This is a genomic window from Micromonospora sp. NPDC049230 (assembly GCF_040647875.1).
Lineage (GTDB): Bacteria > Actinomycetota > Actinomycetes > Mycobacteriales > Micromonosporaceae > Micromonospora.
In genome coordinates, this window is the sequence record NZ_JBEZCZ010000030.1 from 74,323 (window position 1) to 100,500 (window position 26,178).

General features: G+C 71.1%; 20 protein-coding genes and 1 pseudogene. 9 read left to right on the plus strand and 12 right to left on the minus strand.

Annotated features, from left to right (window positions below):
* Nucleotides 1-19: 19 nt before the first annotated feature.
* The 3 genes from AB0A95_RS23585 to AB0A95_RS23595 form a co-directional block, all read right to left on the minus strand.
* Nucleotides 20-742, minus strand: coding sequence for an ABC transporter ATP-binding protein (locus tag AB0A95_RS23585; RefSeq protein ID WP_357557897.1), 723 nt, complete (start codon nucleotides 740-742; stop codon nucleotides 20-22).
* Nucleotides 739-1,524 carry an ATP-binding cassette domain-containing protein gene (locus tag AB0A95_RS23590; protein WP_357557898.1) on the minus strand — a complete coding sequence of 262 codons (786 nt, stop codon included), beginning with the start codon at nucleotides 1,522-1,524 and terminating at the stop codon, nucleotides 739-741. The genes AB0A95_RS23585 and AB0A95_RS23590 overlap by 4 nt, the downstream gene beginning before the upstream one ends.
* A 136-nt stretch (nucleotides 1,525-1,660) precedes the next feature.
* Nucleotides 1,661-2,551 (minus strand): alpha/beta hydrolase, encoded by an 891-nt coding sequence (locus tag AB0A95_RS23595; protein ID WP_357063920.1) that lies wholly within the window; start codon nucleotides 2,549-2,551, stop codon nucleotides 1,661-1,663.
* A gap of 183 nt (nucleotides 2,552-2,734) precedes the next feature.
* On the opposite strand from AB0A95_RS23595, the gene AB0A95_RS23600 reads away from it, so the two are divergent.
* Nucleotides 2,735-4,996: a catalase gene (locus tag AB0A95_RS23600; RefSeq protein WP_357557899.1), complete on the plus strand. Its 2,262-nt coding sequence runs from the start codon at nucleotides 2,735-2,737 to the stop codon at nucleotides 4,994-4,996.
* A 271-nt stretch (nucleotides 4,997-5,267) separates the two neighbouring features.
* Nucleotides 5,268-5,660 carry a hypothetical protein gene (locus AB0A95_RS23605; RefSeq protein WP_357557901.1) on the plus strand — a complete coding sequence of 131 codons (393 nt, stop codon included), beginning with the start codon at nucleotides 5,268-5,270 and terminating at the stop codon, nucleotides 5,658-5,660.
* Between the two features lie 324 nt (nucleotides 5,661-5,984).
* Here AB0A95_RS23605 and AB0A95_RS23610 read toward each other — a convergent pair whose 3' ends face one another.
* Nucleotides 5,985-6,857, minus strand: a complete 873-nt coding sequence (locus AB0A95_RS23610; RefSeq protein WP_357557902.1) for an LLM class F420-dependent oxidoreductase — start codon at nucleotides 6,855-6,857, stop codon at nucleotides 5,985-5,987.
* A gap of 114 nt (nucleotides 6,858-6,971) precedes the next feature.
* Between AB0A95_RS23610 and AB0A95_RS23615 the strand changes: the two genes are divergently transcribed.
* The 3 genes from AB0A95_RS23615 to AB0A95_RS23625 are packed head-to-tail and all read left to right on the plus strand — an operon-like array spanning nucleotide 6,972 to nucleotide 10,305.
* A complete protein-coding gene (locus AB0A95_RS23615) occupies nucleotides 6,972-8,120 on the plus strand; it encodes an acyltransferase (RefSeq protein ID WP_357557903.1) in 1,149 nt (382 codons plus the stop codon).
* On the plus strand, nucleotides 8,117-9,259 hold the full coding sequence (gene alr, locus AB0A95_RS23620) for an alanine racemase (RefSeq protein ID WP_357557904.1): 1,143 nt from the start codon (nucleotides 8,117-8,119) through the stop codon (nucleotides 9,257-9,259). Before AB0A95_RS23615 ends, alr begins: the two co-directional genes overlap by 4 nt.
* Entirely contained in the window at nucleotides 9,256-10,305 is a 1,050-nt protein-coding gene (locus AB0A95_RS23625; protein WP_357557905.1) for a D-alanine--D-alanine ligase family protein, read from the plus strand. The genes alr and AB0A95_RS23625 overlap by 4 nt, the downstream gene beginning before the upstream one ends.
* Here the strand turns inward: AB0A95_RS23625 and AB0A95_RS23630 are convergent.
* From AB0A95_RS23630 to AB0A95_RS23645, 4 genes are read right to left on the minus strand one after another with little or no spacing between them, the layout of a single operon-like run.
* Nucleotides 10,298-10,789, minus strand: a complete 492-nt coding sequence (locus AB0A95_RS23630; RefSeq protein WP_357557906.1) for a hypothetical protein — start codon at nucleotides 10,787-10,789, stop codon at nucleotides 10,298-10,300. The genes AB0A95_RS23625 and AB0A95_RS23630 overlap by 8 nt on opposite strands.
* Nucleotides 10,786-12,243: a HAMP domain-containing sensor histidine kinase gene (locus AB0A95_RS23635; RefSeq protein WP_357557907.1), complete on the minus strand. Its 1,458-nt coding sequence runs from the start codon at nucleotides 12,241-12,243 to the stop codon at nucleotides 10,786-10,788. The genes AB0A95_RS23630 and AB0A95_RS23635 overlap by 4 nt, the downstream gene beginning before the upstream one ends.
* Nucleotides 12,240-12,935 carry a response regulator transcription factor gene (locus AB0A95_RS23640; RefSeq protein ID WP_357557908.1) on the minus strand — a complete coding sequence of 232 codons (696 nt, stop codon included), beginning with the start codon at nucleotides 12,933-12,935 and terminating at the stop codon, nucleotides 12,240-12,242. The genes AB0A95_RS23635 and AB0A95_RS23640 overlap by 4 nt, the downstream gene beginning before the upstream one ends.
* 16 nt (nucleotides 12,936-12,951) lie before the next feature.
* A complete protein-coding gene (locus AB0A95_RS23645; RefSeq protein WP_357557909.1) occupies nucleotides 12,952-13,932 on the minus strand; it encodes a phosphatase PAP2 family protein in 981 nt (326 codons plus the stop codon).
* Nucleotides 13,933-14,183: 251 nt separating this feature from the next.
* Here AB0A95_RS23645 and AB0A95_RS23650 point away from each other — a divergent pair, with 251 nt between their 5' ends.
* Entirely contained in the window at nucleotides 14,184-14,690 is a 507-nt protein-coding gene (locus tag AB0A95_RS23650; protein ID WP_357557910.1) for a winged helix-turn-helix domain-containing protein, read from the plus strand.
* A 71-nt stretch (nucleotides 14,691-14,761) separates the two neighbouring features.
* Here AB0A95_RS23650 and AB0A95_RS23655 read toward each other — a convergent pair whose 3' ends face one another.
* Nucleotides 14,762-19,120, minus strand: coding sequence for a S8 family serine peptidase (locus AB0A95_RS23655; RefSeq protein WP_357557911.1), 4,359 nt, complete (start codon nucleotides 19,118-19,120; stop codon nucleotides 14,762-14,764).
* 328 nt (nucleotides 19,121-19,448) lie between these two features.
* Between AB0A95_RS23655 and AB0A95_RS23660 the strand changes: the two genes are divergently transcribed.
* The 3 genes from AB0A95_RS23660 (at nucleotide 19,449) to AB0A95_RS23670 (ending at nucleotide 23,532) form a co-directional block, all read left to right on the plus strand.
* Nucleotides 19,449-20,015: a winged helix-turn-helix domain-containing protein gene (locus tag AB0A95_RS23660; protein WP_357557912.1), complete on the plus strand. Its 567-nt coding sequence runs from the start codon at nucleotides 19,449-19,451 to the stop codon at nucleotides 20,013-20,015.
* Between the two features lie 125 nt (nucleotides 20,016-20,140).
* Nucleotides 20,141-22,960, plus strand: a complete 2,820-nt coding sequence (locus AB0A95_RS23665; protein WP_357557913.1) for a BTAD domain-containing putative transcriptional regulator — start codon at nucleotides 20,141-20,143, stop codon at nucleotides 22,958-22,960.
* Between the two features lie 65 nt (nucleotides 22,961-23,025).
* The gene (locus AB0A95_RS23670; RefSeq protein ID WP_357557914.1) at nucleotides 23,026-23,532 is read left to right on the plus strand and encodes a VOC family protein; all 507 of its coding nucleotides are present in this window, start codon (nucleotides 23,026-23,028) and stop codon (nucleotides 23,530-23,532) included.
* A 119-nt stretch (nucleotides 23,533-23,651) separates the two neighbouring features.
* Here AB0A95_RS23670 and AB0A95_RS23675 read toward each other — a convergent pair whose 3' ends face one another.
* From AB0A95_RS23675 to AB0A95_RS23685, 3 genes and pseudogenes are all read right to left on the minus strand, one after another.
* A complete protein-coding gene (locus AB0A95_RS23675; protein ID WP_357557915.1) occupies nucleotides 23,652-24,920 on the minus strand; it encodes an OFA family MFS transporter in 1,269 nt (422 codons plus the stop codon).
* A 50-nt stretch (nucleotides 24,921-24,970) separates the two neighbouring features.
* Complete coding sequence (nrfD, locus tag AB0A95_RS23680; protein WP_357557917.1) at nucleotides 24,971-26,047, minus strand: NrfD/PsrC family molybdoenzyme membrane anchor subunit; 1,077 nt, start codon at nucleotides 26,045-26,047, stop codon at nucleotides 24,971-24,973.
* Nucleotides 26,044-26,178: pseudogene (locus AB0A95_RS23685) on the minus strand (4Fe-4S ferredoxin); the annotation flags it as partial. The gene nrfD and the pseudogene AB0A95_RS23685, both read right to left, overlap by 4 nt.

Below are 26,178 nucleotides of genomic sequence, written 5' to 3' on the forward strand. Positions count from 1 at the left end.
GGGGACGAGGTGGTGGTGGTCAGAAACCGAGGTACGCGTGGCGCAGGTCGACGTCGTCGCGCAGCTTCACCGCGGGCGCGGCGATCACCACCCGACCGAGGGACATCACGACGCCCTGGTCGGCGACGGCGAGTGCGCTGCGCACGTTCTGCTCGACGAGCAGGACGGTCAGGCCGGTACTGTCACGCAGTTGGCGCAGCAGGGCCATGGTCCGGGCGACCACCCGCGGCGCCAGGCCCAGCGACGGCTCGTCGAGCAGCAGCAGCCGGGGTCGACCGACCAGAGCCCGACCGAGCGCGAGCATCTGCCGCTCACCGCCGGACAACTGGTGGCCCAGGTGCCGGCGGCGGCGGGCCAGCGGCTCGAAGAGCTGGTAGACCTCGTCGAGAGCCCGACCGGCGTCGGCCCGATCACGCCGCCACAGCCCGCCGAGCCGCAGGTTCTCGTCGACTGTCAACTCGCTGATCACGCCCCGCCCCTCCGGCACGTGCGCCATGCCGCGCCGGACGAGCTGCTCCACCGGCGTACCCCGCAGCTCCTCCCCGGCGAGGAGCACCTGGCCGGCGGCCGGACGGATCATGCCGGAGAGCGCGCGCAGCAGGGTGGTCTTGCCGGCGCCGTTGGCGCCGACGACCGCGGCGATCGTGCCGGCCGCGACTGTGAGATCGATGGCCCGCAACACCGGCGCGGCACCGTAACCAGCCACCAACCCGCGCACCACGAGCAGGTCGGGCGCGGTCATGGGGTGACCTCCTCGACGGCGGCACCGAGGTAGGCGTCGGTGACCGCCGGGTCGTCACGGATCTCGTCCGGGGTGCCGGCGGCGATCACCCGGCCGAAGTCGAGCACCACCAGCTCGTCGCAGACCGCCATCACCAGGTCCATGTGGTGCTCGACGAGCAGCACCGCGCAGGGGTCGTCGTCACGCCGGGGCAGGTGCCGGATCAGCGCGGCCAGCTCGGCGATGTCGTCGGCGCCGAGGCCACCGGCGGGCTCGTCGAGCAGCAGCAGCCGGGGCCGGGCGGCGAGCGCGCGGGCCAGGGCGACCCGCTGGCGTACGGCGAAGGGCAGTGTGGTGGGTGCGGCCTCAGCGTGGTCGGCGATCCCCAGGTCGTCGAGGATGTCCAGGGCGTCGCGGCGCAGCCGGCGCTCGTCGCGGTCGCTGGCCGGCAGCCCGAGCAGGGCCGGGACGAAACCCGCACGGGCGGTGTGGGTGGCGCCGGTCAGCACGTTCTCCAGCACGGTCAGACCGGCGAAGAGCCCGGTGCCCTGCAGGGTCCGGGCGATGCCCAGCCGGGTCAGCCGGTGCGGCCGGGGCCGCAGCGGTCGGCCGTCCAGGGTGAGCGAACCCGTCTCCGGCGCGACGAACCCGCAGATCACGTTGAACAGCGTGGTCTTGCCGGCGCCGTTGGGCCCGATCACGCCCACCACCCGGTTGGGCGGCACCCGCAGTGAGACGTCGTCGAGAGCGGTGAGGCCGCCGAAACGGACGCCGATGTGGTGCAGTTCGAGGCCGCGCTCCATCACCCATCCCCCTGTTGTGGCGGGTGTTTATTTACACTCGCAGTGTACGTTTCTCGGGTTTGGCGTCAAGACCTTCGATGCTCCTGAACCCACGCGGACGGGGCGGCCGCCAGCGGCGACCGCCCCGGGACCGCCGTCAGGCGCTGGGACAGGTGTTGCGGTACTCCTCGATCTGTGAACCGCTCGGGCCGGGGCAGAGGAACTGCTCGTAGCGGGTGTCGTCGTCGACGAACCGCTTCAACCAGGCCACCATCTGCCGGGCGGTGGGCGTGTTCGTCGTCTGCGGGAAGAAGTGGCTCGCCCCGTTCAGTTCCAGGTACGCCTTCTCGGCGGAGGCCGGGATGCTGTTGTAGAACGGCACCGAGTGCGACGCGACAGGCGCGACGGTGTCGCTCTCGCCACCGATGATCAGCGTGGGCACCCGCAGCTCGGACCAGCTCTTGTCCAGGTTCCACGGCGCGAGCGGCACCGCGGCCTGCAACGACGGCCGCGACGAGGCCGCCTCCAGGGTGCCACCGCCACCCATCGAGTGCCCGGCCACCGCGAGTCGACTGCTGTCGATCCGGGTGCGGACCGAGCTGCGCTGGGTGAGGTAGTCGAGCGCGGCGAGCAACTGCCGGCCCCGGCTGTCCGGCTGGTCGAGCCGGGTGTTGGTCTCGATGCCGATCACCACGAAACCGTGCGAGGCGATCCGGGGCCCCAGCCAGCTGATGCTGGACCAGGCGGCGGTGTAGCCGGGCGAGATGGCGATGGCGCCGAAGGTGCCCTCGCTGGTGCTTGTCGGGTAGTAGATGACGCCGCCGCCGAAGCCGGTGACGCTCAGCGACGACACGCTCTGCGAAGCCGTCGCGAACGGGCCGCGACTGGCCTCCAGGATCGCGGTGGTCGGGGCGGGGCCCCGCTCGTACGGGCCCGCGGCCTGCGCGGCGCCGGTCGGGCCGGAGAGGACGCCGCCGGCGACCAGGACGGCGGCCACCGCGAGACGGGCTACGACGGAACGGGGACGGGTGGTGGTTGGTGAGGACACGTCGGGCACTCCCTAGGGTCGAGGGATATCGACGTAAGTCAGTTTTTTCCTCTCCACCGGTCCGCGCATCGGCGAAATCACCAGTCCCGCCGCAGGTTGCCGACACCATGCGTGTTTCGACGCCCTGACCAGGGGTAGCAGGGCACTCGCCTGCCCGTACAGCTCCATCGAGAGGTTCGTTCAGTGGAAAAGAGCAAGCCCGCCGAGGCGGTCAAGAACGCCGTGAAGACGGCCTCGGGAAAGATCGCCGACGCCCTGACCCCGGATGTCCCCGGTGCACCTGGTAGCGCGCCACCGAGCGTCGAGGAGCCGACGACGCCGCACGACCCGCTGCCACCGAAGCCGGAGCAGGGCGCACCGCAGACGCGGACGCCGACCGGAGCCGAGACCGGCGCACCGACCACCGCGAACGGTCAGCAGGGCGCCTACCTCACGACCGCGAACGGCACGCGGCTGCGCGACACGGACCACTCACTCAAGGCCGGCCCACGGGGGCCGGTGCTCCTCCAGGACCACCACCTGCGGGAGAAGATCACGCACTTCGACCACGAACGCATTCCGGAGCGCGTGGTGCACGCCCGCGGTGCCGGCGCGCACGGCGTGTTCACCGCGTACGGCACCGCCGAGGCGGTCACCCGGGCCGGCTTCCTCAAGAAGGGGCGCGAGACCGAGGTCTTCGTGCGGTTCTCCACGGTGCTCGGCTCGCGGGGCTCGGCCGACACGGTCCGGGACACCCGGGGCTTCGCGACGAAGTTCTACACCGACGAGGGCACCTTCGATCTGGTCGGCAACAACATGCCGGTCTTCTTCATCCAGGACGCGATCAAGTTCCCCGACATCATCCACGCGGGCAAACCGCACCCCGACCGGGAGATCCCCCAGGCGCAGAGCGCACACGACACCTTCTGGGACTTCGTGTCGCTGCACACCGAGGCACAGCACCACACCATCTGGAACATGTCCGACCGGGGCATCCCGCGCTCGTACCGGACGATGGAGGGCTTCGGCGTGCACACCTTCCGCCTCGTCAACGAGGCCGGGGAGACGGTGCTGGCCAAGTTCCACTGGAAGCCGAAGCTCGGCGTGCACTCCCTGACCTGGGAGGAGGCGCAGCTACTCGGCGGCCTCGACCCGGACTTCCACAGGCGGGACCTCTACGACGCGATCGAGGCCGGCGCGTACCCCGAATGGGAGCTGGGCATCCAGGTCTTCCCCGACACCCCGGAGGAGACCTTCGCCGGCATCGACCTGCTCGACCCGACGAAGATCGTGCCGGAGGAGCTGGCCGAGGTGCAGCCGATCGGCCGGCTGGTGCTCAACCGGACACCGACGAACTTCTTCGCCGAGACCGAGCAGGTCGCCTTCCACCTGGGCCACCTGCCGCCGGGCATCGACGTCACGAACGACCCGCTGTTGCAGGGCCGACTCTTCTCGTACGTCGACACGCAGCTCACCCGGCTGGGCGGGCCCAACTTCGCGCAGATCCCGATCAACCGCCCACACGCGGCCGTCAACGACATGCTGCGCGACGGCTTCCACCAGCACGCCGTGCACGCGGGCGTGGCACCGTACCGGCCGAACTCGCTCGACGGCGGCAACCCGTTCCCCGCCGGGGACGCCGAACACGCCTTCGTCGACGTGCCGGTCACCGTGGCGCAGGCACCGAAGGTACGCGCCAACCCGGCCTCGTTCGACGACCACTACAGCCAGGTACGCCTGTTCTGGCTGAGTATGTCGCCGGTCGAGAAGGAACACATCATCCGGGCGTACACCTTCGAACTCGGCAAGTGCTATCACCAGGCGATCAAGGAACGTCAGCTCCAGAGCCTCGCCAACATCGACCCGGTGCTCTGCGAACAGGTCGCCACCGGTCTGGGCCTGCCCGCTCCACAGCCGACGGCACCGCTCGCCGACGTCACGCCCAGCCCGGCGCTGTCGCAGGTCGGCCGGGAGTGGCCGAGTGACGGTCGTACCGTCGGAATCGTCGTCGACCCCGCCGGCGACCTGGACGGGGTCGACGAGGTCCGGCGGGCTGTCTTCGCGGCGGGCATGGTGCCGCTGTTGATCGCCCCGCACGGCGGTCTGGTCGGTGACCTGCCGGTGCAGCGCACCTTCGCCACCGGCCGGTCCGTCGAGTTCGACGCGGTCCTGCTGGCCGGAGCGCCGGCGCCCGCGCCCGATGCCACCCCGGCCCGCGACGCCAAGGCGGGTAAGCCGGGGCCGGCCGCAGTGGATCCCCGCGTGCTGCTGCTCGTCGAGGAGTGCTGGCGGCACGCCAAGGCGATCGGTGCCTGGGGCGCCGGCGTCACAGTGCTGGAGCAGGCCGGCGTCGCCGGCACCCCCGGCATCGTGGCGGCGAATTCCGGTCCGGAGGCGCTGGCGGCCGTGCAGCAGCTGATGGCCGCGCACCGGGTGTGGGAACGGTTCCCGGCCTCGGTCGCCTGACCCGTCACCGAGTCGCCTGACCGATCACCGGCGAGGGCTGTCCTCCCGCACTGCGGAGGACAGCCCTCGCCCGTGCTCAGGCTGTCATCTCCGGGTCCACCGCAGGTGGTCCGTGCCGGCGCCTGAAACTACCTCAATCGTCATCAGACACAGGTGGACGCCGGCTTCCGACTGACCCGCCGGACTACGTCGTTTCAGGTGCTTGACGTGTCAATTTTCCGCCGGTAGTTTAAATTTGCATCTACAAGAATCTATCTAAAGCAGGTGAACCGTGCTGTTGAAACCCATCGCCATCGCCATCGCCGCATCCGTCGCGGGCGTGCTGGCCGCCGCCCCCACCGCCTCGGCGGCAGCACCCGGAGTGTCGATACAAGCCTGGGGGTCCGGGAACTGCCCGCAGGGCATGCTCTGCATCTGGCCCAACTGGAACCACCCGCCGCAGGGTCCCGTGGAGACGCCGTCTCTGACGACCAACAGCGAGTGGACCGGCAGCATCCAGGGATTCAACTTCTACAACGGCACAGGCCGCGACGCCGTAATCTCCGGGTTCACTTTCGGCTCGTCGATTCCCTTCAAAAACTGCGCTCCTGCCGGCGGGACCGGGGGCGACCTGTATATACCGGTCAACGTGACGAAGGTGACCTGGCAGCTGACCCCCTGCTGATCCCCCACTGGGCCTTTCCGAGTAAGGACTTCGAGTAGCTGGCTCGATCGGCGGTCCGGACGCGCCCGGATTGCGGTGCAACGAGAAGACGCAGAACCCCGGCATGAAGGTGGTCCTTCCCGGAATCACCGTCATCGAGGTTCTGCGTCGCTACGAGCGACACATATGCCGCCGACCTTCCCGTACGCGAGGCGACCGTGTCGTTTCTGTCCGGCCTGCCTCGATCCGGTCCAGGGCCTGTCCGATGATCTGTTCGTTGGTGAGCACGGCGGGCCCCGCTGGACCGCGGACAGCCCCACGACCACCGAATTTCGCGCAGCGGGCTCAGCCGACGTCGGCCAACCGCGGCAGCACCTCGTCGCCGAGCCGCTGGGCGAAATCGACCGGGTGCCGATCCGGCGTCACCTGCACCTCGGTCACCCCGAGCGCCGCGTAGTCGGTGACCTCGGCGAGGAACGCGTCGGTGTCGTCAAGCGGCGACCGGGAGGCGACCACCGTCTTCTCGATGGTGTCGTAGTCGCGGCCCTCGGCGGCGCAGTGCCCGCGCAGCACGTCCAGCTTGCGCGCCACGTCGTCGACACCGGCACGGCCGAACAGGTTGCAGGCGTCGGCATAGCGCGCCACCAGCAGCAGAGTCTTCTTCTCGCCTCCGCCACCGATCATGATGGGTGGGTGCGGGCGGCTCAACGGCTGCGGTGAGTTGATGGTCTCGGCGAGCCGGTAGTGCTGCCCGTCGAACGGGCCGTCGTCGGCACTCCACATCTGGAGGCAGATGCGCAGCGTCTCCTCCAGCCGCTCGAACCGCTCGGCCACCGGCACCACCGGTACGCCCAGCCCGAGCTGCTCGCGCTCGTACCAGGAGGCGCCGATGCCGAGGCGGGCCCGGCCTCCGGAGAGCACGTCGAGGGTCGTCACGGTCTTGGCCAGCAACCCCGGGTACCGGTACATCACACCGGTGACCAGCACGCCCAACGTCATCCGCTGGGTCCTCGCCGCGACGTAGCCCAGCGTGGTGTACGCCTCCAGCATGGGCTCCTCGGCGGCGAACACCGCGTCCATCTGGAAGAAGTGGTCCATCACCGTGAACGACGCGACGCCGGCCTGCTCGGCGGTGGTCGCCGTCTGCGCCAGGGTGGGGGCGATCGCGGCCGGGTCGGCCGGGGTCGAGTAGTTCCAGTAATGCAGCCCGAGCTTCATGGTCGACACCTCCGCATCGAGCCTAGGGGACGCGTCGAGGGCTTGCCGGGTCCATTACCGGATCATGACAATTCGTGGATCACCCGGGGATATCCGGCTGGCAGCTTCGGATGGGTGAGCCCACAGTTGTCTTCCACCGAGTCCCGGCCCGTCGACACGCCGCCCGACGCGACGCGCGTCCGGTTTCGCCACCGGTACGGGACCGGGACCGTCCCCGCCGGCCGACGGTCGGACCGGGCGCGGTGGGCGGACGCGGCGAAGGGCGTCTGCATCATCCTCGTCGTGCTGTGGCACGTCGTGGTGAAGGACTACCTACAGATCGACTGGCACGTGGGCGTACCGGTGCCCGGCCTGTGGGGAACGCTGGGTGAGCAGTTCCTGCCGCTGCGGATGCCGCTGTTCTTCACCATCTCCGGCGTCTTCGCGGCGAACGCCGCGCAACGGCAGTGGCGGGTCGTCGCCCGCGGCCGGATCGCCGGATTCCTCTACCTGTACGCCGTCTGGCTGCTGATCCACACCGCGGTCCTCGCCGCCGTCCCGCAACTGCCGACCGACCGCGCCACCACCGCCCGCGGCCTGCTGGAGCAACTCACCATCACGCCGTCCAACCTCTGGTACCTGTACGCGCTCGCGCTGTACTTCACCATCGCCAAGGCGACCCGTCGGGTGCCCCGGGCGCTGGTCCTGGTACCCGCCGCGGCGCTGTCCGCGATCGCCGCCGCCGGCCTTCTCGACACGCCGGGCAACCGTGCCGGCCTCTACCAGAACCTGGTCTTCTTCCTCGCCGGCCTGTCCCTGCGACCGCAGATCGAGCGCTGGGCGGCCACCGCCAGCCGAGGCCGCCTCGTGGTGACCTCCGGCGCCTACGTGCTCGCGCTCGCCGCGATGGCCGCCGCCGGCGCCCAGCAGTGGTTCGGCGTGTGGACGCTGGTCTCGGTCGTGGCAGTGATCTTCGGCATAACCGCCGCTGCCCGGCTGGCCCGATGGTCGGCATTCAGCGAGCCGCTGGCTAGGCTCGGCCGCATCACGCTGCCGATCTACGTCATCCACATGCCGGTCCTGGCCCTGCTGCACCGGCTGTTGCTCGTACCGGTTTCCGGGCTGGATCGGTCCGCTCAGGGCCTGATCGTGCTCGGTTATCCGATTCTGCTCACCGGGTCGGTGATCGGGCTGAGCCTGGCCGTGCATCGCGGGCTGCTGGCGGTTCGTGCCGGCTGGCTGTTCGCGCTCCCCGGCCCGCGCCGGGCGGGGGCGTCCGGATGAGCACCCTGGCCGAGGCGATTGTCGACCTCGGGGCGATCGCCGACAACGTGCGGGCCATCGCCTCGGTCACCGGCACCGACCTGATGGCCGTGGTGAAGGCGGACGGGTTCGGCCACGGCGCGGTGCGGGTGGCCCGTGCCGCGCTGGACGCCGGCGCCCGCTGGCTGGGGGTGACCTCGGTGGCCGAGGCGCTGGCCCTGCGCGACGCGGGGGTGACCGCGCCCACGCTGAGCTGGCTGCACCGGCCGGACGACGACTTCGGCGGCTTGGTCAACGCCGGCGTCGACGTCGGCGTGTCGACGACCACGCACCTGCATGCCGTCGTCGACGCGGCCCACCTGCTCGGCGTACCGGCGATGGTGCAGTTGAAGGCGGACACCGGCCTGTCCCGCAACGGGGCGGCCGGGGACGACTGGCCGGAGTTGGTCGGTTGGGCGCGCAAGTACGAGCGGGAGGGCGCGATCCGGGTACGCGGGGTGTGGTCCCACCTCATCGACGCGGACCTGCCGGGCGCCCCGGAGCTGCACCGGCAGGTGGCGACCTTCGAGGAGGCGTTGCGGGTGGCCCGCACCGCCGGCCTCGACCCGGACCTGGTTCACCTGGCCAACTCGGCGGCCGCGCTGGCCGCACCCCGGACACGCTTCGACCTCTGCCGGATCGGGATCGCGCTGTACGGCGTGGACCCGTTCGGGGCGAACGGTCCGGGCGAGTTCGGGCTGCGGGCCGCGATGACGTTGCGCACGAGTGTGGTCAACGTCAAGCGGGTGCCCGCCGGTACGAGCGTCTCCTACGGCCCCGAACACGTCACCGCAGTGCCCACCACGCTGGCGCTGCTGCCGCTCGGCTACGCCGACGGGCTGCCCCGCGCCACCGGCGGCCGCGCCGAGGTGTGGCTCGGCGGTCGGCGGTGCCCGATCGTCGGACGCGTCGCCATGGACCAGTGCGTTGTCGACGCCGGAAACCTTCCGGTGGCGATCGGCGACCCGGTCGTGGTGTTCGGCCCGGCCGAGGGTGACCAGAGCCCACCGACTGTCGTCGAGTGGGCCCGCTGGGCCGGCAGCAACCCGCACGAGATCCTGACCGGGATCGGGCCCCGGGTGGCCCGCGACCACCTCCACGAAAGGGCACGGACTTCATGACAACCCGACTGGCAGTGCTGTTTGGCGGGCAGAGCGGCGAGCACGAGGTGTCCCGCCGGTCGGCGGCGAGCATCCTCGCCAACCTGGACCGGCAGCGGTACCAGGTCACCGAGGTGCTCATCGACCGCGACGGCGGGTGGCACGTCGGCGGTCGCCCGACGACGCTGCCCCAGGCGCTGCGTGTGCTACGTGCCCAGGACGTGGTCTTCCCGGCCCTGCACGGCCCGTACGGCGAGGACGGCACTGTGGCGTCGCTGCTGGAATGGCTCGGTGTGCCGTACGTCGGCAACGGTGTCTTCGCCAGCGCCGCCGGCATGGACAAGGGTGTCACCAAGCGGCTTCTCGCCGCGGAGGGCCTGCGGGTCAGCCCGGGGGTGACCCTGCGTCCCGGCGAGGAGTTGTCGTCCACCGACCGGCGACGGTTGGACCTGCCGATCTTCGTCAAGCCGGCTCGGGCCGGGTCCAGCCTCGGCGTGGTCAAGGTGGACGAGTGGGCGGGGGTGCCCGCCGCGCTGGAGCAGGCCCGTCAGGTCGATCCGAAGGTGCTCGTCGAGCAGGGGGCGCGCGGGCGGGAGATCGACGTGGCGGTCCTCCAGCACCCGGACGGGCGGGTGCAGGCCGGCCCGCCGCTGGAGATCCGGGTGACCGGTGCCGGCTTCTTCGACTACGACGCGAAGTACGACGGCGGGGCCGCCTTCCAGATCCCCGCCCCGCTGGACGCGGAGACCACCGAGGTGCTCCAGGACCGGGCGATCCGCGCCTTCCGCGCCCTGGACTGCCGTGGGCTGCTCCGGGTCGACTTCTTCCTCCCCGCCGAGGGGTCACCGGAGCCCATCGTGAACGAGGTCAACACGTTCCCCGGGTTCACCGCCGCGTCGCAGTTCCCGCAGATCTGGGCGAAGGCCGGTCTCGGGTTCGCCGAGCTGATCGACATCCTGATCGCCGGCGCGCTCGTCGACCAGGACGGGGTACGCCACAGCGGGCTGCCCCGGCAGGCGCGACCCGTCGACCTGGCGCACAGCGGCGGTCGGCCCTCGGTCAGCTGAGCGGGCACGGCCGAGGCGGCCGGGCGCCGTCGGACCCGACGATGGTGACCGGGATGGCATCCTCCGCCAGGCCGACCTGGGCCGCGGCGTCGGCCACCGTGCAGATGATCTGGTCGGCCGCTGTCGACGACAACGACCGCGCCGCGATTGTCGTCCGCACCGTGAGGCCGGCGGATCGGTCGGCCCCCGACGTCACGGTGACCGGGTCGAACCCGGCCGGCACCGCACTGGTGAGACCCTGCTCGCGTTCGTTCTCCTGTGGGCCGGCCGCGAGCAGGGTGAGCGCGTCGACGGGCGACGCGTCCGCCTGGGCCGGGCGGAGGACCAGCACGAGTTCGCCCTGCGCGAGCAGATAGAGCCCGACGCCCTGCGACGGGCCGCTGACCGCCTGCCGGCCTCTGATGACCTCGCTGGGGCGTACCCCGCAGCCGGTCGCGAGCAGGGTGAGCAGGAGGCCACCGGCGAGGAGAGCACGTCTGGTCACCGGGCACCTGCGGTGTCCGCCGCGTCGCGCGGGAGGCGCAGCGTGAACACCGCGCCGCCACCGGGGGCGTTGTCGGCGACGAGACTCCCCCGCCGGTCGCCGTGGCGGTGCAGGCGTGCGTTCTCCCAGGAGATGGCGAGGCCGAGGCCACTGCCCTCGGAGCGGGTGCGCGCGGTGTCGGCCTTGTAGAAGCGGTCGAAGACGTGCGGCAGCACCTGCGGGTCCAGTCCCGGCCCCTCGTCGGCCACCTCGATGGTCACCCAGTCCGGGTCGGCGCGCAGGCGTACGGACACCGGCTCGGCGCCGTGCCGGAAGGCGTTGCCGACCAGGTTGGCGACGATGACGTCGAGCCGACGCGGATCGAGCCGGGCCACGACTCCGGGCGGCAGGTTCGCGCGTACCCGGTCGACCCAGCCCCGGATCCGCAGTGTCGCGGTCACCGCCGCCGCCACGTCCACGTCGTCCAGGGCCAGCCGCGCGGTGCCGGAGTCGAACCTGCTGACCTCGATGAGGTCGTTGACCAGTTGGGTGAGGTTCTGCGTCTCCCTGCTGACCAGCCGGGCGGCTCGGCCCGCGTCACCGGGTAGGTGCTCCGCCTCCTCGTCGAGGACGTCGGTGACCGCCGTCATCGCCGCCAGTGGCGTCCGGAGTTCGTGCGAGACGTCGGCCACGAAGCGGCGGGCGTCGGACTCCATCCGCCGCAGCTCACCGACCTGTCGTTCCAGCGTCCCGGCGGTGTCGTTGAAGGTCCGCGCCACGTCGGCCAACTCGTCGGTGCCCCGGACCGTCAGCCGGGTGCTCAGGTCGCCCTCGCCGAGGCGGCGGGCAGCCCGGCCCAGCTCGCGGACGGGTCGCAGCACACCCCGGGCGGCCAGCAGGGCCAGCAGGACGGCGAGGAGCAGGGACAGCCCGCCGGTCAGCCACGCCAGGCTGGCGAGCCGGTCGATGCTCTGCTGCTCCGGCGCGAGGGTGCGTACCGAGTAGACCTCCAGCCCGGACGGTCGGGACGTGCCGTCGGGTCGGTCGAGCTTCAGTTGGGTGCCGATGAGCAGGACGGGTTCTCCGTCAGCCGAGACACGTTGCCAGGCGATCCGGCCGTCGCCGACGTCCCGGCGCAGCTCGGGGGTGAGCAGGTCGGGGCCCTCGGAGCCCTGCGCCCGCAGGTCCCGGTAGATGACCACCGCGAAGCTCTCCCGGTCGCTGAGACGCTGAGCCATCAGTTCGAGGTCATCCTGGGTCGGCGGGAGTTGGGCGATCGGATAGCCCTTGGTGAGCTGGTCGGTCAGCGACATCACCGCGGCGTCCTGCGCCTGCTGGAGGATGACGGTCCGGGCCTGGATGTAGCTGCCGCTGGCCACGACGGCCGTGGTGGTGATCCCCAGCAGCGCGAACGCCAGAAGCAGCCGGACCTGTAGGCCCGAAACCTGGGCGGCGATCGAGCGCCAGAACCTCACAGCGGCCCGAACCGGTATCCGAAACCGCGCACCGTCTGGATGAGGACCGGCGCCGCCGAGTCAGTCTCGATCTTGGCACGCAGCCGCTGGACGCACGCGTCCACGAGTCGCGAGTCGCCGAGATATCCGTGCTCCCACACGGCCTCCAGCAGTTGCTGGCGGCTGAGCACCTGGCCCGGGGTGTGCGAGAGTTCGAGCAGCAGGCGCAGCTCCGTCGGTGCCAGGCTGACCGGCGTCCCGTCCCTGCTGACCACCAGCGCGGCCCGGTCGATGGTCAGCGGGCCGTGCTGTTCCACACCGGCCCGCTCGCCGGCGGGACGCCGCGACTCGCCTCCGGTGCGTCGGAGCACCGCGCGGATGCGCGCCTCGAGCACCCGGGCCTGCACGGGCTTGACCACGTAGTCGTCGGCACCGGCCTCCAGGCCCGCCACCACGTCCATGTCGTCGTTGCGGGCGGTGAGCATGATGATCGGCAGGTCGCCGAGCTGCCGAATCCGGCGGCAGACCTCGAACCCGTCCATTCCGGGAAGCATGAGGTCGAGGACCACCACGTCGGACGGCGTGGTGCGCAGCCGCTCCAACCCCTGCTCACCCGTCTCCACGGCGTGAACTGTGTGGCCCTGACGGGTGAGCGCCAGTTGCAGCCCGTCGCGCACCGTCTGGTGGTCTTCGATCAGCAGCACCTGCGACATGTCGCCAAGTATCCCATCATGAGATCTTTTGTGGTCCGGTCGACGACCGTGGCCACGCGCGGCGACCAGCGGGAAGCGGACCGGCGAAATCCGTCGACCGCACCAGGAACACCACCGAACCCACAAGGAACACCGTCATCGCGCCCGCGGCCACGATGGCGACGAGCGCCCCGCGCTGCACGGACACGGCCAGACCGGGCACGACCACCACCAGCGCCCAGACCAGCGCGGCCAGGCCGAGCGCCGCCCCGGGAAGGCCGCGCCACCGGCTGCCGCCGTCCGGTCGGCCGTCCGGGCCTCGGTCGCCCCGGGCCGCCAGCGCCGCCGCGGCCAGGCAGCACACCGTCACCCCCAGCAGTACGCCACCGAGCGCGTCACTGAACCGGTGCCAGCCCGCGATCATCGTGGCCGCGGCGATGACCGAGACACCCGCCGCACCCGGCACCGCCAACCACCGCCGGGCCCACCCGGGCAGGACCAGCATGAACGCCAGCAGCAGCGCCGTCGCCGCCGCGACGTGCCCGCTGGGGAAACTGTTGTGGGTGGTCGAACTGTCGATCCCCAGATCCGGGCGGGGCAGCGCGGACTTCCCCGCGCCGGCCAGCACCACCGCGCACAGGACCAGGCCCACGCCGACGACGCCCGCCACCAGCCGACGGCGCAGCACGCCCACCAGCAGCACCGCGCCGAGCAGGGCGGCGAGGAGTGTCGGGCTGCCGAACGTGGCGAGTACGGTCTTGGCCGGCCCCACCAGGACGGTCCGCTGCTCGTATCCCCCGCCCCGCTCGGCGCGCGGCAGGAGTAAGCCGTCCAACCACTGACCGGGATACGTCCGCACGAAGACGGCGGCGGTGAGAGTCAGGGCGAGCAGGCCGCACAGCGACGCCGCGAGCAGCCGGAGGCCCAGCGGCACGGCAGCGCGGGCGTGTGGCAGCGGTCGCGCCGGGTGCGGGCCGGGCGTCGACCGCCCGACGGGGTACGACGATCCGATGGGCATGGCGGCCATGCTCGCCCCGACAGGTCCGTACGGCGTACACGCAATGTCTTGGTTCTGTCACAACCACCTTCGGACTGCCGCACGCCGCCGGACCGGCGCTGCGACGTGGTCAAATTCATCTGCTTGCATGCGACGATGTTTTACCTGGCCGAGACGAGTCGCCACTAGGGTCAGGTCGCCGATCGATGTTTCTTCTCGACGGTGCGACAAATCCATCCGGAGTGAGTTGGGGAACCGGAAGGGGTGGGGGAATGCAGGAAATTCCAGTCGCCAGCCTGGTCATCGGCATCGCGTCGTCACCGGCCGAACGCCGACAGCTGGCCCGACTGCTCGGCGGAAGCGACGCCTTCCTGATCGTCTCGACCGTCGACCAGGCGCGGGAGTTCCTCGGGGTGGCCGACACGCCTCCCGTGGCGACTCCCCCGGCCGCGGCCATGCGCGCCGAGGTCGCGCCGAGCCCACAGCCGCCACCACCGGAGCTGGCCGTCGACTCCGACCGCCGGGTGCTGCGGTGGCGCGACCAGGAGATCGACCTGACCCGTCTGGAACACGACGTCCTGCTCTGCCTGGTGCACGCGCCCGGCCAGATCTGGACCTACGAGCGCCTGCACCTCGAGGTCTGGGGCAACCGGCACCTCGGCCGCAACTCCGACATGCACTCGGTGGTCCGCCGGGTGCGCGGCAAGCTGGCCCGGTTGAACGCCGCGGCGACGATCCACTCGGTGCGCGGGGTCGGCTTCCGGCTCGTCCCGGTCTGATCCGGTGGACACGGTCCGGCCCGCCTGGTCGGTGACCAGGCGGGCCGGACGTCCGCGCTACCGCTCAGGTGTCAGCACTTGATCGGCGTCAACGCGAAGTTCTCCACAGTGGGGGTGGTGGAGTTGATCCTCGTCTGACGGGTCTGCGGCTTCCAGCCGTCCTTGGCGACGATCATCGTGATCGGGTTGTTGCGGCGGTCCACCCAGTAGGCGTACTTGCCCTCGGCGTCGGTGGCGAAGGTCAACGACGACGCCCACGAGTCGACCTGGACGACCGCGCCGGTGAGCGGCGAGGTCGCACCCTGGCAGCTGGTGCCGGTGACCGTACCCATGAGCTTGCCCCACGTCTTCGGGGGGTTCGCGGTCATGGTCACCGCGACCGGCGCGACAGTGTACGGCGTGTTCTCCGCGATCGCCACCGAGCCGGAGTAGGTGCCCGGCTGGTCCACACTCGCCGTCATCGTGACGGTGACAGTGACCTTCGCACCCGGTGCGAGGGTGACCGCCGACTTGTCGATGCTCAGCCAGCTGACGTCGGCCGCCGACTCGGCGCAGCCCTCGAAGCCCGGCAGCACCTCGCTGTCCGGGGCCGCGTTGAAGTTGCCGGACGAGCCACCGATCTTGTAGAAGCCGCACGCCGCCCCGCCGCGGTAGCGCGGTGTGTTGGCGTTCGGCAGGTTGGACCACGAACCGGCGGCCGGGTCGAAGGCGAAGCCCGCGTTGCTGATCGCCCCACCCTGCGAACCACCGACGACGAGGAGCTTGCCGTTGGCGACGGCGTACGAGCTGGCCCAGTTGTCGGTCGGCGCGTCGGCGATGGTGGTCCAGGTGTTGGCACCCGGGTCGTAGGCGTAGCTGGACTTCTGCGCGGCGGCACCGTCGTTGCCGCCGGTGCAGTAGACGGTGCCGTCGATTCCGCCACAGGAGGCGAAGGCCACCGACTTCGGGTAGTTGGCGAGCGTCTCCCAGGTGTCGCTGCCCGGGTCGTACCGGACGACGCTGTTCGACATCGGCGTGCAGCCGGCGGTGGTGCAGCCGCCGACGGCGTACAGCTTGCCGTCGACGACGGCCTGACCGGCCGCGGACCGCGGCGCCGGGTTGTCGGCCAGCTCCGTCCAGGTGTTGGCCCCGGGGTCGTACGACCAGGTGGCCGAATCCGGCCCCGAGTCACCCCAGCCACCGGTGACGATGATCTTGCCCGCCACGACACCCGCCGTCACGGCGTTGCGGGCACCGGGGAGGTCGGCGATCGCCGTCCAGGTCTGCGCGACCGGGTCGTAGGCGTAGTTCTTCGCGGTGGAGGCGGTGCCGTCGCCACCGCCGAGCGAGTAGACCTTGCCGTCCAGGGTCACCACCCGGTTGTCCATGATGTTGGACGGGAAGTCGGCGATGTCGGTCCACGGCGCGGCCTGCGGACCAGCCACGGCGGCGGCCGCCTTGGCCTCCTTGCCGGACGCCTTCGCGGCGAAGGACGTCGCGGCGGTGAGCCGCTGCGCCGGCGCTCCGGCGCCACCGAGCACCTGCTGCCTGGTGACAGTGGATCCGTCCGCCCGGAGGAGTTCGAATCCGTTGTCCCGCTCACTGAACTTGACCTCGACCGGCGCGCCACCGGTGTTGGTCACCGTGAACGTCTTGCTGGCCTTGCCGTTGGGCATCTGGAGCGTGGCGCTCAGCTGCGTCGGCGTCACCGACAGCCGGCCGGCCGCGAGCTGGAAGTTCGCGACTGTCGCCCAGTCGGCCTCGACGTCGACCTGCTTGGTCTGACTGACGTAGTTGCCGGCGGTCGCGGTGAACGGGTGCGTGCCGGTCAGCGTCGAGTAGATCCAGTAGAAGCCGTCGGCCAACTCCGGGTCGTCCGGCGTCGCCACTGTGACGGCCTTCTCGGCGGGCCGGTCCTTGCTGGTGACCGTCGCGCCATTGACGTAGCTGTTGTCGTTCTTGTCGCGGACGTTGCCGACGACCAGACCGCCGTCGATCGGCACGCAGGTGATCTGGCTGCCGATCAGGACGTTGTCGACCTCCCACCACCACTCGTACGAGGCGTCGTAGTAGTGGAACCGGACCTGCACCTGCGCCTGGCCGGCCGCCTGCGGGATCGGGATCTCGGTCACCTTCGGGCCCCGGACGTCGGTCTCCTGGCGGAGCACGTTGGTCCAGGTGGCGCCCCCGTCGATGCTCAGATCGACGTCCGCGGTGTCGTCGTTGAGCTGGTTGAAGTCCTGGTTGAACCGGATGACCGGGGCGGTGACGTCGGCCAGGTTGACCACCGGGCTGACCAGGGAGGTGTCCTGGCTGCTGCCCGCGCCGTAGTCGTCGCTGTCGATCATCGCGAAGTTGCCGCTGCCGCCGGTCAGGTTGCCCCGGGCGCCGTCGTCGGTGAACTTCCAGACCTGACCGCTGCCCGCGTTGTCCACGACCGTCCAGCCGGCCGGCGTGGTCGTGCCGTCGAAGGTCTCGTACTCACCGTCGGAGCCGGTCGTGTAGCCGGGCGCGGTGGTGCAGGTGGTGGTGTCCACCGGCACGGCGACGTTGGCGGTGGTGTTGCCCGCGCCGACCACGACCTGCTTGGTGACGGTCTGGTATCCGGGGTACTGCACCTCGTACTTCAGTGTGTACGTCTGCCCGGCCGGCAGCTTGAGGCTGTAGCGGCCGTTCGACGGCGTGGTGTAGTCGTAGACGCCGGACACGCCCGTCACTGTCACCTTCGCGTACAACGGCCAGCCGTGGCCGGAGCCGTCGGTGACCGCTCCGGTGACGTTCACGCTCGCCACCGGCGCCAACGCGACGTCGAGCGTCGTGGTCGCGGCCTTGGTGACCGTCGCCGTCTTGGTGGTGCCTGCGTAACCGAACGCCGCCACGGCAACCTGGTAGTCACCGGTGGGAAGCTGGGTCGAGTATTTCCCGTCGGCGCCGGTGGTCACCACACGCTCGGTCGGGCCGGTGAGCGTCAGGGTCGCCCCGGCGATCGGGGCGCCGGTGGCCGCGTCGGTGACGGTGCCGGCCAGGGTGCCGATGTCGCCGGTCGGCGCGGCGTCGAGCAACGCGAGGGCATCCAGCCGGCCCTCGCCGTAGACGTTGTTGTCGGCGGCGGTGCCACCGCACTGGCTGTCGGCCTTGTCGATCGCGGCACCGTTGAGCAGCGCACGTGTCGCGTCGACGTCACCGACGAGCGACGGGGCCGCCGAGTACAGCAGGGCGATCGCACCGGCGAGGTGCGGCGCTGCCATCGAGGTGCCGCTGATGCTGCCGTAGCCGTTACCCGGGATGCTCGACCGGACGTTCACGCCCGGCGCCGAGATGTTGGGCTTGATCTCGCCGTTCTGCCCGGCGCCCCGGGCGGAGAAGCCGGCGATGTTGTTGTTGACGTCGTACGCGCCGGTCGAGTAGTTGCTGGCGAGGCTGCCCGGCGAGCCGCTGGTCTGGCAGGCCGGCCCACTGTTGCCGTTGGACCAGACGCCGAAGATCCCGGACGCCGCCCAGGCGTCCGTCACGTCCTCCATGAACGGCTCGTTGGACGGGTCTCGGGTGCCCCACGAGTTGTTGATGATGTTCGGTCGCTTGCTCGCGTCCGCGTTCTGGCCGGTGAGGTCCAGCGGTTCGAGCATCCACTGACCGGACTCGACAAGGGCGGCGTCGGTGGGGCAGCAACCGTTCGCCGCGATCCAGGTGACCCCGGGGGCGACACCGATCTGGTTCGCGCCGGCGGAGCCGGCCATCGTGCCCATCGTGTGCGTACCGTGGCCGTCGTCGTCGCAGGGCGCGGTCGCGCAGGTGCCGGCGGCGTCGAACCAGTTGTAGTTGTGGTCGAAGGTCCCGTCGCCGTTGTTGCCCCGGTAGGAGTTCACCAGCGCCGGGTGGTCGAACTGCACCCCACTGTCGATGCTCGCGACCGTGATGCCCTCGCCCTTGACGCCGTAGCGGGACCACACGTCGTCGGCGTTGATGTTGGCGACGCCCCACTCCAGGGCGTTCACGGTCTTCTCGTCGGCACCCTTGATCGTCTCGGGCAGTTTGTAGGCAACCGGTGGGTAGAGGCCCTCGACCTCGGCGTGACCAGCGAACTTCTGCGCCATCGCCAGCGAGCCGCTGCTCACCTTGATCGCGTTGGTGGCCCAGAAGGTCTGGTACTTCGCACCGGAGCTGTCGAGCTCGGCCCGGATCTTGCCCTGGCTCGCCGCCGCGGTCTGCCGCAGCGTGTCCGCGACCGCCGTGCCACGCTTGGACCAGTCCATGATGGCGCTGGCCTTGCTCAGGTCCGCCCGGTCCTTGAACCGGATCCAGAAGTCCCCTTCACTCTTGGCCTGTAGTTGCTTGGCGAGCTCCGGTCGGATCTTGTCCCCTGCCGCCGTCGCGCCCGGCGCGGCCTGTGCGCCGGAACCGATGGTGGCCAAACATGTCGCGGCGAGGATCGTCGCCGCCCCGGCGCTCACCAGTGATCTGGCTGCGCGCCGCCATTGTGGACGTCTGAACATCGGTGCTGCCTCCCTCAGAACGACCCAGGGTGTCAATGGGCCATGGTGAGGGTGCGGGAGAATCATCTCGGCGTACCGAGCGATCGAACCCTCCATGCCTCCCCATGCACCGCGCGGGTCACGCTGGTTGCCCGACTGGACACTATGATCGAGAAGAACGGACGATCAAGAACTTGCCGTGAGCAACTTGTCGCTAAGAGTTGCCCTGCTGGCGGCGCGTTTGCCAATCATTGTCAGGAGCAGGACGAGAGCTGGGCAGGGATGCCCTTCGATCCCGGGCGGTGCGGTGGCCGAGGACGACGAGGCGACGTGGAGCAGTGGTGATTCGGCCGACGAGCCGTTCCCGCTCCTGATCGCGGTTACCTCGTCGCCGGCCGAGCGGATCCGGCTCGCCGAACGCCTCGCCGGGATCGCGCCGCTGCTGCTGGTGGCCGACCTCGACGAGCTACGCCGACTGATCGTCGTGCCACGGCAGCCGGGCAGCACGTCGTCCGCGACGCGGCAGCCGGGCACCGCGTCCGCGTCGCCGCCCGCCACGCCCAGCTCCGCCCTGGTGATCGACTCGGCCCGATCCGTTGCCCGCTACCGCGAGCGCGAGGTCGACCTCACCCGGCTGGAGCACGACCTGCTCATCTGCCTGACCACCGAGCCGGTCCGGGTCTGGAGCTACGCCGACCTGCACCGGTCGGTCTGGCGCGACGAGGGTCGAGAACGCAAGGCGGACGTGCAGTCCCTGGTGAAGCGGCTGCGGCGCAAGCTGCACGAGCTTGACACCGGAGCCAGCATCGAAGCGGTACGAGGCGTCGGGCTGCGGCTGACCGATCGTGGGCATCCGCGCGTCGAAAGAGCCTGACGCCTGCCTGATGTGGGCAGACAGCGCGGCCGTCTCGCCGGGCCACCGGGTCAACGGCCACCGCCTCCCCCGCGTCAGCCAAACGTAGCGACAGACGAAGAGCATCGAGTCGAGGAGAGTCTGCTGTGGCCGTCGAGTTTGGTCTGCTCGGTGAGATCCAGGCCCACCTCGACGGCCGAGCCCTGCCGCTCGGCAGCCTCCGCCAGCGAGCCGTCCTCGCCGCCCTGCTCGCCGACGCCAACCAGCTCGTCTCCGTCGAGAGCCTCGTCGTGCGGGTCTGGGGGGAAGAGCCGCCCGACGGCGTACGGGACACGCTCTACAGCTACCTGTCCCGGCTACGTCAGGCGCTGACGGCCGCCCCCGGGGCGGACATCGCCCGCCGGTCGGGCGGATACGTGCTCGCCGTGGACGAGCAGTCGGTGGACCTGCACCGCTTCCACCGCCTCGTCGACCAGGCCCGGTCGACAGGTGACCGGGATCGGGCGCTGACGCTGTTCGAGCGGGCACTCGGACTGTGGCGGGGCGAGGCGTTCGCCCGACTGGACAGCCCCTGGTTCAACGGCGTGCGGGACGGGCTGGACCGGCAACGGCTCGAGGCCGAGTCGGACCACGCGGATCTGATGTTGCTGCTGGGCCGGCACCACGAACTGCTGGCCCACCTGCCGGCGCGGGCCGCCGCGCGTCCACTCGACGAGCGCATCGCCGGTCAGTTCATGCTCAGCCTCCATCGACGCGGCCGGCCGGCCGAGGCGCTGGAGCACTACGAGCGGATCCGGTTGCGGCTGGCCAACGAGCTGGGCGCCGACCCCAGTCCCCCTCTACAGCACCTGCACCAGCGGATCCTGGCCGCCGACCCCACCCTGGCCACGCCGGAGCAGCCGCACCGCCAGGCGCCGTCGGTGGTCCCCCGTCAACTGCCGGCGCCACCGGGCCTGTTCACCGCCCGAGCCGAGGAGTTGGCGTACCTCACCGCCGCCGCCACCGAGGGGGAACGGTCCGCGACGACCGTGGTGATCTCGGCGATCGGCGGATCGGGCGGGATCGGCAAGACCTCGCTGGCGCTGCGCTGGGCGCACACGCACATCGACCGGTTCACCGACGGCCAGCTCTACGCGGACCTGCGCGGCTTTGGTCCGGGGTTCGGTCCGGTCCCGCCGAGCACCGTGATCCGCGGCTTCCTGGAAGCCCTCGGCGTCGCACCGAACGCGATGCCCGTTGATCCGGACACGCAGGCCGCCCTGTACCGCAGCCTCCTGGCGGGACGACGGATGCTGATCGTGCTGGACAACGCCCGGGACGCCAACCAGGTCGTACCGCTGCTTCCCGGCAGCCCGACCTGCACGGTGCTGGTCACCAGCCGGCGCGAGCTCGCCGCCCTGACGGCCACCCACCGGGCCCGCCCGATCGCCCTCGACGTGCTGTCCGCGGACGAGAGCCGCGAACTGCTGATCGGGCACCTCGGCCCCGAGCGGGTCAGCGCCGAAGCCGCGGCCATCTCGACGCTCGTCGACCAGTGCGCCGGGTTGCCGCTCGCGCTGGGCATCGTCGCCGCCCGCGCCGCCGCCCGCCCCCAGCTGCCGCTGGCCACCCTGGCCCGCGAGCTGCGGGACGCCTCCGCCCGCCTCGACGCCCTCGACGCCGGCGAGCTGAACGTGAATCTGCGGGCGGTGTTCTCCTCGTCCTGCGCCGCCCTGCCACGCGAGGCCGCGACGGTTTTCGCCCTCCTCGGCCTGGTGCCGACCGACGACATCAGCCTCGCCGCCGTGGCGAGCCTGGTCGGCGTGCCGGCGAGCCGGGCCAGGGAGCTGCTGCGACAGTTGGAGGCCACCTACCTGGTGCACCAGCACGTGCCGGGCCGCTTCCGGATGCACGACCTCGTCCGACTGCACGCCGCCGAGCAGGCCACCGAGACGCTGGAGGCCGAGACGTGCGACGAGGCGCTGCGTCGTCTTGTCGACTTCTACCTGCACACCGCCTACGCCGCCGACCGCCTGTTGGACCCGCGGCGCCCGCCGGTCACGATCGGCCGTCCGGCACCGGGCTGCACGCCGGAACAGCTGCGCGACGTACCCGAGTCGATGGCGTGGTTCGACAGGGAACACCCGCACCTGCTCAGCGTCCAGGAGGTCGGCGTGCGCCACGGCTGGCACCGGCAGGTGTGGCAGGTGGCCCGCGCGTTGGCGACCTTCCACGCCCGGCGGGGTCGCCTGCGCGACCAGCTGGCGGTCTGGCAGGCCGGGGTCGCCGCCGCCGACGCCGAGGGTGACCCTGCCGTCCAGGCCATGGCCCACCGGTTCCTCGGGCAGGCCATCCACTGGCTGGGCGACATCGGGGCAACCGTCGCACGTTTCCAGGTCGCCATGGCGTACGCCGAGCGGGCGGGCGACCTCGCCGAGGGGGGCCGCATCGACTTCGCGCTCGGCGTCACCTGGTCGATGGAGGGCGACCACCACCTGTCGTTGGCCCACAGCCGGCGCGCGCTCGACACGTTCCGGTCCCTCGGTGATCCGGTGGAGGAGGCGCGGAGCCTGAACGGTGTCGGCTGGGCCCTTGCCCACCTGGGGCGGTACGACGAGGCCCGTACCGCCTGCGAGGAGGCCGTCGAGTTGTACCGTCGCCACCGGCATCCGGACGCCGCGGCGGACGCCCTGCACAGCCTCGGTTACATCGACCATCAGACGAAACGCCACGCCGAGTCGCTGGCCCACTACCAGCAGGCCCGCCAGGTGTACGCCGACGTGGGCAGCACGAGGGGCGAGGTCGACTGCCTGACCAGCCTGGGCGACCTGTACACGAGCATGGGCAGGCGGGCCGAGGCACAGCAGGCGTGGCAGGAGGCGGTGGATCTGCTGCACGTGCAACGTCGCACCGAGGAGGCCGCGCTGCTCCGGGCGCGCATGTCGGTCCTGCCGGTGCCGGTCCGGCCGCATGAACCGGTCCCGTGACGGGTACGACGCGAAGATCAGCATCGGCAACGGCGACGAAGAACGCTGGTAAGGAGAGAGTCACGATGACATTCCCGAACCCCTCGACGGTGTCCATCGGCCTCAGGTCGGCCGCGCACGTCGGGATCGCGGTGCGTGACCTCGACCGCTCGGTCGCGTTCTACCAGGCGCTGCTCGGCACGGAACCGGTCGTCCGCGACGAGAACATGCACGGCGTCGGGTTCGCGCAGTCGGAGGGGCTGCCGACGACGAGGCTGCGGTACGCCACGTTCAACCTCGACAACCTCGGTATCGACCTGATCCAGTTCCAGGAGCCGGTCGGTGACGCCGCCCAGGTCGCGGCCAACCGACCCGGCTCGATGCACCTCTGCTTCCAGGTCGACGACGTGCGCGCGGTGTTCGACCGGATGAGCGAGGCCGGGTTCGAGTTTCTCGGGCAGCCGTACACCTTCGCGGCCGGCGAGGTGAACCCGCCGGCCGCCGTCGGCACCGAGGTCGCGTACTTCAACGACCCCGACGGCACCAACCTGGAGATCATCGCGCCCAAGGGAGGCTTCGCCCGCAACAGCTGACCCCGGCCCCAGGCCCCCAGCGGGGTCGATCATGGAGTTGTGGTGCCTGACTTGGCGGACAACGAGGAGTTTGTCCCCCACCACAACTCCATGATCGACGAGGTCGGGCGGGCGCCGCGTCAGCGCGACCGGGACGGTTCTGGGTCCGAGGGCATCCGGGTGACCGGTGGCAGGATCAGGGCGATCAGGGCGACGATCGCGATGACAGTGAACGGCAGTGTGTAGCTCTTGCCGCTCGCCTCGTAGAGCAGCGACGTGACAAGCGGGCCGACCACCCCTCCGATGCTCCAGGCCACGATCATCGCGCCGTAGATGGCACCGCCGTTGGGGGTGCCGAAGTAGTCGGCCGCGGTGGCGGGCATCGTGCCGAAACCGCCGCCGTACGCCAGGTAGACAAGTGCGGCAAGGACCGCGAAGAGCGCCAGCGACGCGGCGTGCGGCAGGATGAAGAAGCAGATCGCCTGGAGCAGGAGCATCCCGAGGAACGCCGACATCCGCCCGGTGCGGTCGGACAACCACGCCCAGGCCACCCGCCCGGCCCCGTTGAACAGACCGAGCACGCCGACAAGTGTGGCGGCGGCCGCCGCACTGGCCCCCGTGATCACCTGGGCGGCGTCGGACGCCTGCGAGATCAGCGCGATGCCACAGGTGACGTTGAGCGCGAGGATGCCGGTGAGCAGGTACCACTGCCTGGTGCGCAGCGCCTCGCGCAGGGTGTAGACCCGGGTACCGGCGAGGGCTCGACCAGCGGTCTTGGGCGTGAACCCGGGCACCTGGTAGCCCGCCGGCGGGTTACGGAAGAACGACGCCCCGAGCAGTATCGCGATCAGGTACGCGACGCCCAGTGGGAAGAACACGTGGGTGGGATCGTCGGTGCCGTTGAGCAGCCCCTTCGCCACCGGCGCGACGATCACGGCGCCGAAGCCGAACCCGGCGACAGCGATGCCGGTGATCAGGCCGCGCCGGTCCGGGAACCACTTGGCGAGCATCGCGATCGGCGTGATGTACGCGGCCCCCAGACCGATGCCCCCCAGCACACCGTAGGTGAGCACCAGCAACCACAGGTCGTCCTCGGACGACGTGAGCGAGGCGAGCATGTTGCCGACCGCGTAGAGCACGCCACCGCCGAGCGCGACAGGTCGTGGGCCGCGCCGGTCCTGGATGCGCCCGCCGATCAGGCTACCGATGAAGATGGTGCCGATCGCCACCTCGAACGGCAGCACGGCCTCCCACTTGGCCCAGCCGAATTCGTCCTGCAACGGCTTGTTGAACACGCTCCACGCGTACACCGCGCCGAGCGCGAGTTGGACGAGCACCGCGGCGACGACGAGACCCCATCGGCCCCGCGTCGGCGCGGATCTTCCACTATCGGTTGCGGTGTGTGCCATGAGCTGAGTCCCCCGTCTGCTGGCTCATTGGCTGGCGCCTGCCGGTCGAGCTATGTCCCCTTCTCGGCCGGCGACCGGCCCTCCCTGCGATCGCGTCGCTCCCGTTGCGGCACGACCGTGTACTTCGGGTCGCGCGCCGACGCCGTGCCCGCCTCGAAGACGCCGAACCGGGTGGCGATCGACGACGCGACAAGCGCGGCGCCGGAGAGCGCGGACAGGATCCGGCTCCGCCGGCTGAACAACGCGGCGACGGTGCCCACACCCAGCAGCACCCGCCCGGCCCGGATCAGTCGGCCGCTGCGACCGTGCGTGTAGGGCTCACCGGTCAGGCCCATCCGCTCCAGCCGGCGACCGCCGACCATCTCGGTGGTCGCCGCGGCGAGGGCGAGTCGCCGCAGCGGGGCGGTCTGGGCGGCGGGCGCCGCGATCAGTCCGACCCCGGACGCGGCGGCCAGCGCACTGCCGGCGAAGACGAAGGGCAACGAGGGGTACGCGTCGTGCCAGGACGGTACGGCGGTGTCGGCGAGCAGCACCCCGGTGTAGGTGGCAAGCGCCGGGGCGGTGGCCGCGGCGGCCAGGCCGGCGACGTTGCCGACCGGGGGTGCCAGCCGGCGGGCGAGGCCGAGCACGCCGTGTCGCGGCAGCCGCGGCGCCAGTTCGGCGATCGCGGCGACACCGGCCAGTGGCCCGAAGACGGTGAGGATCCAGGTGCCGACCGACATCGGCGAGGTCAGCTTGGCGACCCGGAGCATGTGGTGGAAGCGCTCCGGCCGGCCGAGGTCGTGCACCAGCAGGTACGCGCTGGCGGTGACACCGCCGAGGGCCGTCCACCGCCCCACCCGACGCAGGGCGGGCCGTCCGGTCAGTTGGGCGCCCGCGCCGATCAGCGCGCCGCCGGCGGCCAGGCCCCCGGTGAACAGGTAACCGGCGATGTCGTGCTTCCACACCGGCGGCTTGAGGACCGGTCGGCCGTAGTAGGAGGTGAAGTCGGCCACCGGCACTGTCAGTTGCTCACCGTCGTGGCCGCGCCCCCGGCCGCGCTGGCGCTGCCCGACGGCCTGGTCGAGGCGGTCCTGGAACGCGCGGAACCGTGCGCCGGCCGGCTCGTTCGGGGGCGTGTCGGTCATGGCCGACCACCGACGAACGCGAACACCGTGGCGGCTGCCATGGTGAGGGCGGCGAGGCCGGCGCGTTTCCACATGGCCGGCAGGTCCCGGGTCGTCACCACCGGGTCCGGTGGCAGCCCGTACACCTCGGG

What these genes read in the sequence shown, in the direction of transcription:
- alr (WP_357557904.1), top strand. Translation starts at nt 8,117, where the DNA reads ATGAGCACCCTGGCCGAGGCGATTGTCGACCTCGGGGCGATCGCCGAC.
- nrfD (WP_357557917.1), bottom strand. Translation starts at nt 26,047, where the DNA reads ATGACCGACACGCCCCCGAACGAGCCGGCCGGCGCACGGTTCCGCGCG.
- AB0A95_RS23625 (WP_357557905.1), top strand. Translation starts at nt 9,256, where the DNA reads ATGACAACCCGACTGGCAGTGCTGTTTGGCGGGCAGAGCGGCGAGCAC.
- AB0A95_RS23645 (WP_357557909.1), bottom strand. Translation starts at nt 13,932, where the DNA reads ATGCCCATCGGATCGTCGTACCCCGTCGGGCGGTCGACGCCCGGCCCG.
- AB0A95_RS23610 (WP_357557902.1), bottom strand. Translation starts at nt 6,857, where the DNA reads ATGAAGCTCGGGCTGCATTACTGGAACTACTCGACCCCGGCCGACCCG.
- AB0A95_RS23650 (WP_357557910.1), top strand. Translation starts at nt 14,184, where the DNA reads ATGCAGGAAATTCCAGTCGCCAGCCTGGTCATCGGCATCGCGTCGTCA.
- AB0A95_RS23670 (WP_357557914.1), top strand. Translation starts at nt 23,026, where the DNA reads ATGACATTCCCGAACCCCTCGACGGTGTCCATCGGCCTCAGGTCGGCC.
- AB0A95_RS23585 (WP_357557897.1), bottom strand. Translation starts at nt 742, where the DNA reads ATGACCGCGCCCGACCTGCTCGTGGTGCGCGGGTTGGTGGCTGGTTAC.
- AB0A95_RS23675 (WP_357557915.1), bottom strand. Translation starts at nt 24,920, where the DNA reads ATGGCACACACCGCAACCGATAGTGGAAGATCCGCGCCGACGCGGGGC.
- AB0A95_RS23640 (WP_357557908.1), bottom strand. Translation starts at nt 12,935, where the DNA reads ATGTCGCAGGTGCTGCTGATCGAAGACCACCAGACGGTGCGCGACGGG.
- AB0A95_RS23590 (WP_357557898.1), bottom strand. Translation starts at nt 1,524, where the DNA reads ATGGAGCGCGGCCTCGAACTGCACCACATCGGCGTCCGTTTCGGCGGC.